Raw genomic sequence first — 9,019 nt, forward strand, 5'->3', positions numbered from 1 at the left:
CCCCGCGCCCGAGCCGCCGGCCCCCGCACCGCAGGTCCCGACGGCCCGCCCCTACCAGGACAGCCCGGCCGAGGAGCTGGACGTCCCGGACTTCTTGAAGTGACACCGGGGCAGCACACCGAGAACGGCGCCCACTTCGCCTTCACCGACCGGTGGGGCGGGGTGAGCGCCGTTCCGTACGAGGAGCTCAATCTCGGCGGCGCGGTCGGAGACGACCCGGCCGCCGTTCTCGCGAACCGGGCAGCCGCGGCGAAGTCCCTCGGCCTCGCACCGGAGGCCGTGGTCTGGATGAACCAGGTCCACGGCCGGGACGTGGCCACCGTCACCGGCCCGTGGGCCGCCGGCGCCGAGATCCCGCAGGTCGACGCCGTCGTCACCGACCGCCGGGGCCTCGCCCTCGCGGTTCTGACCGCGGACTGCACCCCCGTCCTGCTCGCCGACCCCGTCGCCGGGGTCGCGGCCGCCGCCCACGCCGGGCGCCCCGGCCTGGTCGCCGGGGTGGTCCCCGCGGCGCTGGAGGCGATGGCCGCGCTCGGAGCGGAGCCCGGGCGGATCATCGCCCGCACGGGCCCCGCGGTCTGCGGCCGCTGCTACGAGGTGCCGGCCGCGATGCGGGACGAGGTCGCCGCGGCGGTCCCGGCCGCCCGGTCCGAGACGAGCTGGGGCACTCCCGCCGTCGACGTGGCCGCCGGCGTGCACGCCCAGCTCGCGGAGGCGGGGGTGGTGAACCGCCACCGCTCCCCGGTCTGCACACTGGAGTCGCGGGACCACTTCTCGTACCGCCGCGACCGGGTGACCGGGCGGCTTGCCGGATATGTCTGGTTGGACTAGGTGATGACGGATCGTAAGGCGGAACTCGCGGCGAACCTCGCGCGCGTGGAGGAGCGGATCTCCTCCGCGTGCGCGGCCGCGGGCCGCGACCGCGGGGAGGTGACCCTCATCGTGGTCACCAAGACGTACCCCGCGAGCGACGTACGACTCCTGGCGGAGCTCGGGGTCCGCCACGTGGCGGAGAACCGGGACCAGGATGCCGCGCCGAAGGCGGCGGCCTGTGCGGATCTGCCGCTCACCTGGCACTTCGTGGGCCAGTTGCAGACGAACAAAGTCCGTTCCGTTGCCGGTTACGCCCATGTCGTGCAGTCGGTCGACCGGCCGAAGCTGGTGACGGCCCTGTCGGCGGCGGCCGGACAGGCCGGCCGGGAGCTCGGCTGCCTCGTCCAGATCGCCCTCGACGCGGAGTCCGGCGAGCGCGGCGGCCGCGGCGGCGCGGCCCCCGAGCAGCTCCTGGAACTGGCGGACCTCGTGGCCGCGGCGCCCGGGCTGCGGATCGACGGCCTGATGACCGTCGCCCCGCTGGCAGGCCCCTACGCGGGCCGCGAACGCGCCGCGTTCGAGCGGCTGGTGGAATTGTCATCCCGCCTGCGCGCGGACCATCCGGCTGCCACGATGGTCTCGGCCGGGATGAGCGCGGACCTGGAAGAGGCCGTGGCGGCCGGTGCGACACATGTACGCGTCGGCACCGCGGTACTCGGCGCGAGACCCCGGCTCGGGTAACGTCGCGAAGAAAGTCGGACCACAGCAGAAAATATGGTCATTCCCGCTGGTGAGCGGGTAGGCCACGTGGATCGCGGGCAGTTGGTGACCTTGGTGACACGACGACACACCTGCGACAGGGCGATCCACCACAGAGCGGAGGACTCGGAGAATGGCCGGCGCGATGCGCAAGATGGCGGTCTACCTCGGCCTCGTGGAGGACGACCGGTACGACAACCCGGGGTACGACCCCGATGACGAGTTCGAACCCGAGCCGGAACCGGAGCGGGACCGCCGGCGCCAGCAGCCCGCGCACCAACCGCCCGTAACGGACGAACCGGTACGAGCCGTACAGCCTCCGGCGCAACGGGAACCCGTCCCGTCCCCGGTGGAAAGCGGACGTCCTGCGCGAATCGCCCCCGTGGCATCCATCACACCTGAACGCACGAACCTGGAGAAGAACGCCCCCGTGATCATGCCCAAGGTCGTCTCCGAGCGGGAGCCGTACCGCATCACGACGCTGCACCCCCGGACCTACAACGAGGCCCGTACCATCGGGGAACACTTCCGTGAGGGCACTCCGGTGATCATGAACCTCACGGAGATGGACGACACCGACGCGAAGCGACTTGTCGACTTTGCCGCCGGTCTCGTGTTCGGATTGCACGGCAGCATTGAACGAGTGACACAGAAGGTGTTCCTGCTCTCGCCTGCTAACGTCGATGTCACGGCGGAGGACAAGGCCCGCATCGCGGAGGGCGGGTTCTTCAACCAAAGCTAGACCGATCCGTCAGACACGGGGCCGGGAACAGAGCGGAAGCAGGGGAGAGGGAAGCGCGGGATGGGTGTCGCACTACAGGTGGTCTACATCGCTCTGATGTGCTTCCTCATCGTGCTGATCTTCCGGCTGGTGATGGACTACGTCTTCCAGTTCGCACGTTCATGGACACCCGGCAAGGCGATGGTGGTCGTCCTGGAGGCGACCTACACTGTGACCGATCCGCCGCTCAAGCTTCTCCGGCGGTTCATTCCGCCGTTGCGTCTCGGGGGCGTGGCACTGGACCTGTCCTTCTTCGTTCTGATGATCATCGTTTACATCCTCATCAGCTTCGTGAGCACCGCTGCGAGAAGCGTGTGAACGATGAGCTTTCCCGCGAGCGCGGGGACAGTCCCGATACGGTCCTGCCGACTGCCGACGACTACGTAGAGGTGAAGAAGACATGCCGCTGACTCCCGAGGACGTGCGGAACAAGCAGTTCACGACCGTCCGCCTCCGAGAAGGCTATGACGAGGACGAGGTCGATGCCTTCCTCGACGAGGTCGAAGCCGAGCTGACGCGCCTGCTGCGCGAGAACGAGGACCTGCGAGCGAAGCTGGCCGCGGCCACGCGCGCCGCCGCGCAGAACCAGCAGCAGCAGGGCATGCGCAAGCCGGAACCCCAGGACCAGCGCGGACCCGGCGCCCCGGTGCCCGCCGCCATATCCGGCCCGCCGGCCCAGCAGGGCCCGCCGCAGATGGGTCCGCCGCAGCTCCCCGGCGGCCAGCCGCAGCTTCCCGCCGGTCCCGGCGGCCCCGGCCCGCAGGGCCCCGGCGGCCCCGGCCCGATGGGCGGCCCCATGCAGCCGATGGGCCAGCCGATGCAGCAGATGGGCCAGCAGTCGATGGGCGGCCAGAACCCGCTCGGCCAGCAGATGCAGCCCATGGGCCAGCCGATGCAGCAGATGGGCCAGCCCATGCAGCAGATGGGCCAGCAGATGCAGCCCATGGGCCAGCAGCCGCAGCTCCCGCAGCAGGGCCCCGGCGGCGACAGCGCCGCCCGCGTCCTGTCGCTGGCGCAGCAGACCGCCGACCAGGCCATCGCGGAGGCCCGTTCCGAGGCCAACAAGATCGTCGGCGAGGCGCGCAGCCGTGCCGAGGGCCTGGAGCGCGACGCCCGCGCCAAGGCCGACGCGCTGGAGCGGGACGCCCAGGAGAAGCACCGCGTCGCGATGGGCTCCCTGGAGTCCGCCCGCGCCACGCTGGAGCGCAAGGTCGAGGACCTGCGGGGCTTCGAGCGCGAGTACCGCACGCGCCTGAAGTCCTACCTGGAGTCCCAGCTGCGCCAGTTGGAGACCCAGGCCGACGACTCGCTGGCCCCGCCGCGGAACCCCGCGGGCCCCGCGCTTCCGGCGTCGCCGTCCCCGTCGATGGCCCCGGCCGGTGCCATGGGCATGGGCGGACCGTCCCCGATGGGCGGCCCCTCCCCGATGGGCGGCCCGTCGTACGGCGGCCAGCAGCAGATGTCCCCCGCGATGACGCAGCCGATGGCTCCGGTGCGGCCGGCAGGGCCCTCGCCCATGCAGGCGCCGTCCCCGATGCGCGGCTTCCTCATCGACGAGGACGACAACTGACGTAGCCCGCCGCCAAGCGGCCGGCAGGCAGTCAGCACGGGCCGGGCCCGGGTTCCCCACGGAACCCGGGCCCGGCCCGTTCCGCGTGCCCGCCCGCCGCTACAGTGGGGCGCGCGCAGCGGCGCGGTAGCGCAGAGGTCGTCGCGCCTTCTCTGCAAGAGGGAGGACGCCGGTTCGAATCCGGTCCGCCCGCTGCGCGCCTCGAACGAGAGAACGGCGCCCTCCCCGAGCGGGGAGGGCGCCGTTCGCCTGCTGCGGTGCCGTTACGCCTTGCGGAGGCGGAAGGAGAGCGTCAGCGACTCGTCGGCGAACGCCTCCCCGTACGTGCCGTCGGCCTCGCCCTCGGCGAAGTCCGTGGCCAGGACCTCCTCCGCGATGAGGTCCGCGTGGCCGGTCAGCGCCGTGGCGACCTCCGGGTCGGCCGCGGTCCAGCGCAGCGCGATCCGGTCCGCGACGTCCAGGCCGGAGTTCTTGCGGGCCTCCTGGATCAGGCGGATCGCGTCACGGGCCAGGCCCGCGAGCCGCAGCTCCGGGGTGATCTCCAGGTCCAGGGCGACCGTCGCACCCGAGTCCGAGGCGACCGACCAGCCCTCGCGCGGGGTCTCGGTGATGATGACCTCCTCCGGGGTGAGGACGACCGTCTCGCCGTTGACCTCGACCGCGGCTTCACCGGAGCGCAGCGCCAGCGACAGCGCGGCCGCGTCCGCCGCGGCGACCGCCTTGGCCACGTCCTGGACGCCCTTGCCGAAGCGCTTGCCGAGCGCCCGGAAGTTCGCCTTCGCCGTGGTGTCGACCAGGGAGCCGCCGACCTCGGAGAGCGAGGCGAGGGAGGAGACGTTGAGCTCCTCGGTGATCTGCGCCTGCAGTTCGGGCGACAGCGCGTCGAAGCCGGCCGCGGCCACCAGGGCCCGCGAGAGCGGCTGGCGGGTCTTGACGCCGGACTCGGCGCGCGTGGCGCGGCCCAACTCGACCAGGCGGCGCACCAGCTGCATCTGCCGGGAGAGCACCGGGTCGATCGCGGACGCGTCGGCGACCGGCCAGGTCGACAGGTGGACGGACTCCGGGGCATCCGGGGCGACCGGGACGACCATGTCCTGCCAGACCCGCTCCGTGATGAACGGCGTCAGCGGGGCCATCAGGCGCGTCACCGTCTCGACCACCTCGTGGAGGGTGCGCAGCGCCGCCGCGTCGCCCTGCCAGAACCGGCGGCGCGAGCGGCGCACGTACCAGTTCGACAGGTCGTCCACGAAGGCCGACAACAGCTTGCCCGCGCGCTGCGTGTCGTACGCCTCCATCGCCTCGGTGGTCTCGGCCACCAGCGCGTTCAGCTCGGACAGCAGCCAGCGGTCCAGGACCGTGCGCTCGGCCGGCGCCGGGTCGGCCGCCGACGGCGCCCAGTTCGAGGTGCGGGCGTACAGGGCCTGGAAGGCGACCGTGTTCCAGTACGTCAGGAGCGTCTTGCGGACGACCTCCTGGATCGTGCCGTGGCCGACGCGGCGAGCCGCCCACGGGGAGCCGCCGGCCGCCATGAACCAGCGGACCGCGTCGGCGCCGTGCTGGTCCATGAGCGGGATCGGCTGCAGGATGTTGCCCAGGTGCTTGGACATCTTGCGGCCGTCCTCGGCGAGGATGTGGCCGAGGCATACCACGTTCTCGTACGAGGACTTGTCGAACACCAGGGTGCCGACGGCCATCAGCGTGTAGAACCAGCCGCGGGTCTGGTCGATGGCCTCCGAGATGAACTGCGCCGGGTAGCGCTTCTCGAAGACCTCCTTGTTCTTGTACGGGTAGCCCCACTGCGCGAACGGCATCGAGCCCGAGTCGTACCAGGCGTCGATGACCTCCGGCACGCGGACCGCGGTGTGCGCGCAGCCCTCGGCGGTGCAGGGGAAGGTGACGTCGTCGATGTACGGGCGGTGCGGGTCCAGGCCGGAGTGGTCGGCGCCCGACAGCTCGGACAGCTCGGCGCGCGAGCCGACGCACGTCAGGTGGCCCTCCTCGCAGCGCCAGATCGGCAGCGGGGTGCCCCAGTAGCGGTTCCGGGACAGCGCCCAGTCGATGTTGTTGTTGAGCCAGTCGCCGAAGCGGCCCTGCTTGACCGACTCGGGGAACCAGTTGGTCCTGCCGTTCTCCCGCAGCATCGCGTCCTTGACGGCGGTGGTGCGGATGTACCAGGACGGCTGCGCGTAGTACAGCAGCGCGGTGTGGCAGCGCCAGCAGTGCGGGTAGCTGTGCTCGTAGGCGATGTGCTTGAAGAGCAGGCCGCGGGCGTCGAGGTCGGCGGTCAGCTTCTCGTCGGCCTTCTTGAAGAAGACGCCGCCGACCAGCGGGACGTCCTCCTCGAACGTGCCGTCGGGGCGGACCGGGTTCACGACGGGCAGCCCGTACGCGCGGCAGACCGCGAGGTCGTCGGCGCCGAAGGCGGGGGACTGGTGGACCAGACCGGTGCCGTCCTCGGTCGTGACGTACTCGGCGTTCACGACGTAGTGCGCCGGCTCGGGGAACTCCACGAGGGAGAAGGGGCGCTCGTACGTCCAGCGCTCCATCTCGCGGCCGGTGAAGGACTGCCCGGTCGCCTCCCAGCCCTCGCCGAGGGCCTTCTCCAGCAGCGGGCGGGCGACGACCAGCTTCTCGGTGCCGTCGGTCGCGACGACGTACTCCACCTCCGGGTGGGCGGCCACCGCGGTGTTGGACACCAGGGTCCAGGGGGTCGTCGTCCACACGAGGAGGGCGGCCTCGCCGGCGAGGGGGCCGGAGGTCAGGGGGAAGCGGACGAAGACGGAGGGGTCGACGACCGTCTCGTAGCCCTGGGCCAGCTCGTGGTCGGACAGGCCGGTGCCGCAGCGCGGGCACCAGGGGGCGACGCGGTGGTCCTGGACCAGCAGCCCCTTCTTGAAGATCTCCTTCAGGGACCACCACACGGACTCCACGTACTCGGGGTCCATGGTCCGGTACGCCTCGTCCAGGTCGACCCAGTAGCCCATGCGGGTCGTCAGCTCGGCGAACGCGTCGGTGTGCCGGGTCACGGACTCGCGGCACTTCGCGTTGAACTCGGCGATGCCGTACGCCTCGATGTCCTGCTTGCCGTTGAAGCCGAGCTCCTTCTCGACGGCGAGCTCGACGGGCAGGCCGTGGCAGTCCCAGCCCGCCTTGCGGGCCACGTGGTAGCCGCGCATGGTGCGGAAGCGGGGGAAGACGTCCTTGAAGACGCGGGCCTCGATGTGGTGCGCGCCGGGCATGCCGTTCGCGGTCGGCGGGCCCTCGTAGAAGACCCACTCCGGGCGGCCCTCGGACTGCTCCAGGGTCTTGGCGAAGGTCTTGTTCTCGCGCCAGAAGTCGAGAACGGCGTGTTCGAGGGCGGGCAGGTCGACCTGGGCGGGTACCGGGCGGTACTGGGGCGGTGTCGTCATGGGGCTGGGCTCTTCCTCCGGCGGTCTGCACTTCCGTCCGGAGGGACGAGAGCCTGTCGCCCCCGCGGCGGGGACGTGCTCCCGCGGTACCACCCTCCTTGGCCTCCGGACGGGTCCGGCGGCCCCCTCATTGAGGTGCGAAGCCGGTTCTACTTGCCGTACGGGACTCCGCGCGCGGAGCCGTGGCGGCTTTCTTCCGGCGGCTCAGGGGTGATCCTTCACGTCGCGCTCGCCCCCGGGCTCTCACCGTCCCCGGGTCGCTCACGGCTGCGTCCGACGCTACTCGTCCCCGTCCATGCCTTTCGCTGGGGCCAGTGTACGGGGCGGGGCGCCGCGGGGCCGACCGGTTTGCGGTGTCCGCGCGGCCCGGCGGCCCCGGCCGGGCGCGTGACCCGAACGGCCCGGTGCGCCGGCGCCGGCGGCGGCGGGGCGGGAGGGGCGGATTACCGGGCCTCCGGCTGGGCACAACGGATGCAGGTCGGCTCGGTGGTCGCGTGCCCCGTTGCCGCGGGACGGGAGCCGATTTATCGTTCCGGCACGATGCGCGAGCAGGGTCACAGTATGTGAAGGGGCCGCGGCCATGGTGGCGAAGAAGACCGCCGGGAGTCCTCCCGAGCAGGCTGTCGGCAAGGCCGCCCGAAAGGCCTCGGCCGCCGGTGCCGCGGCCCCGCGGCGGGCGTCCGCCGCGGGCCGCAAGGACGGTGCGGCCGCCCCGCAGGCGGCCGCCCGGACGGCCGTGAGGACGGCCGCCGCCACGGCGGGCGCCGAGCCCGGCGCCGAGGGCGCCGGGAAGGCGGCCCGCAAGCCGGCCGCGGCCCGCAAGCCGGCCGCGACCGCGAGGAAGGCCGCGGCCGCCTCGGCCGGGGCCGAGGGGGCGGCCCAGGCCGCGCAACAGACGGGAGCCCGGAAAGTGGTTGCCAAGAAGAGCACCGGCACGGCCAGGAAGACGGCCGACGCCGTCGGCGGCGGGATGCCGGCGGGGGCCACCGCGGCTCCCGCCGCCCCCGGCGAGCTCGCCGTACGGCCGGGCGAGGACCCGTGGACACCGGCCGAGGTCGCCGAGGCCCGCACCGGGCTGACCGACGAGGCCGTACGGCTGCGCGACGAGCTGCACGCCTCCGACGAGGCGATCACCGGCCTCATGCGGGACTCCGGGGACGGCGCCGGAGACGACCAGGCCGACACCGGCACGAAGAACATCACCCGCGAGTCCGAGATGGCGCTCGCCGCCAACGCCCGCGAGATGCTGGAGCAGACCGAGCGCGCCCTGGAGCGCCTCGACGCCGGCACCTACGGCCTGTGCGAGAGCTGCGGCAAACCCATCGGCAAGGCCCGCATGCAGGCCTTCCCCCGGGCCACCCTGTGCGTGGACTGCAAGCAGAAGCAGGAGCGGCGGCACTAGGCCGCCTCTTCCGGATCTTGCCTGGCCCGCGCCGTCCGGCACCGCGCCTCGCCGCGTTGTCGGGCCGCCCGCGTACCCCAGTACGCGGGCGGCCCTCCGCCTTGCGATGCACGGCACCGGACGACGCGGGCTTGACCGGCAAGATCCGAAAGAGACGACCTAGTAGTGCTTCGTTACGTCGGGTATCTCGCCTGGTGGTGGGCATCTTCTCTGGTATGAGGCTGGGGGAGGTGGAACGGCTCCGGGGTGAGTTATCGGAGTTCGTTGCCGATGTGTTCGCCTCG

General features: G+C 72.2%; 7 protein-coding genes and 1 tRNA gene. 7 read left to right on the top strand and 1 reads right to left on the bottom strand.

Translation table 11 applies throughout. The features are described 5' to 3' along the window. The first annotated feature begins 99 nt into the window (after positions 1–99). The 6 genes from pgeF (at position 100) to EF903_RS22710 (ending at position 4,117) form a co-directional block, all read left to right on the top strand. On the top strand, positions 100–831 hold the full coding sequence (gene pgeF / locus EF903_RS22685; RefSeq protein ID WP_125545999.1) for a peptidoglycan editing factor PgeF: 732 nt from the start codon (positions 100–102) through the stop codon (positions 829–831). Between the two features lie 3 nt (positions 832–834). Then, positions 835–1,554, top strand: a complete 720-nt coding sequence (locus EF903_RS22690) for a YggS family pyridoxal phosphate-dependent enzyme (protein ID WP_125546001.1) — start codon at positions 835–837, stop codon at positions 1,552–1,554. A gap of 151 nt (positions 1,555–1,705) precedes the next feature. Beyond that, positions 1,706–2,314, top strand: a complete 609-nt coding sequence (locus EF903_RS22695; RefSeq protein ID WP_125546003.1) for a cell division protein SepF — start codon at positions 1,706–1,708, stop codon at positions 2,312–2,314. A 60-nt stretch (positions 2,315–2,374) separates the two neighbouring features. Continuing rightward, a complete protein-coding gene (locus EF903_RS22700; RefSeq protein WP_030155988.1) occupies positions 2,375–2,671 on the top strand; it encodes a YggT family protein in 297 nt (98 codons plus the stop codon). An 82-nt stretch (positions 2,672–2,753) separates the two neighbouring features. Continuing rightward, on the top strand, positions 2,754–3,923 hold the full coding sequence (locus EF903_RS22705) for a DivIVA domain-containing protein (protein ID WP_125546005.1): 1,170 nt from the start codon (positions 2,754–2,756) through the stop codon (positions 3,921–3,923). Positions 3,924–4,041: 118 nt separating this feature from the next. Beyond that, a tRNA-Ala gene (locus tag EF903_RS22710) sits at positions 4,042–4,117 on the top strand. 69 nt (positions 4,118–4,186) lie between these two features. On the opposite strand, the gene ileS is transcribed toward EF903_RS22710, so the two are convergent. Next, positions 4,187–7,333 (bottom strand): isoleucine--tRNA ligase, encoded by a 3,147-nt coding sequence (gene ileS, locus EF903_RS22715; protein ID WP_125546007.1) that lies wholly within the window; start codon positions 7,331–7,333, stop codon positions 4,187–4,189. A 580-nt stretch (positions 7,334–7,913) separates the two neighbouring features. On the opposite strand from ileS, the gene EF903_RS22725 reads away from it, so the two are divergent. Further along, positions 7,914–8,735 carry a TraR/DksA family transcriptional regulator gene (locus tag EF903_RS22725; RefSeq protein WP_185902775.1) on the top strand — a complete coding sequence of 274 codons (822 nt, stop codon included), beginning with the start codon at positions 7,914–7,916 and terminating at the stop codon, positions 8,733–8,735. Positions 8,736–9,019 lie beyond the last annotated feature (284 nt).

The sequence above is a fragment of the Streptomyces sp. WAC05292 genome (assembly GCF_003949955.1).
GTDB lineage: Bacteria > Actinomycetota > Actinomycetes > Streptomycetales > Streptomycetaceae > Streptomyces > Streptomyces globosus.

Coding starts and splice junctions, on each gene's coding strand:
- EF903_RS22705 (WP_125546005.1), top strand. CDS start 2,754: ATGCCGCTGACTCCCGAGGACGTGCGGAACAAGCAGTTCACGACCGTC.
- EF903_RS22695 (WP_125546003.1), top strand. CDS start 1,706: ATGGCCGGCGCGATGCGCAAGATGGCGGTCTACCTCGGCCTCGTGGAG.
- EF903_RS22700 (WP_030155988.1), top strand. CDS start 2,375: ATGGGTGTCGCACTACAGGTGGTCTACATCGCTCTGATGTGCTTCCTC.
- ileS (WP_125546007.1), bottom strand. CDS start 7,333: ATGACGACACCGCCCCAGTACCGCCCGGTACCCGCCCAGGTCGACCTG.
- EF903_RS22690 (WP_125546001.1), top strand. CDS start 835: ATGACGGATCGTAAGGCGGAACTCGCGGCGAACCTCGCGCGCGTGGAG.
- EF903_RS22725 (WP_185902775.1), top strand. CDS start 7,914: ATGGTGGCGAAGAAGACCGCCGGGAGTCCTCCCGAGCAGGCTGTCGGC.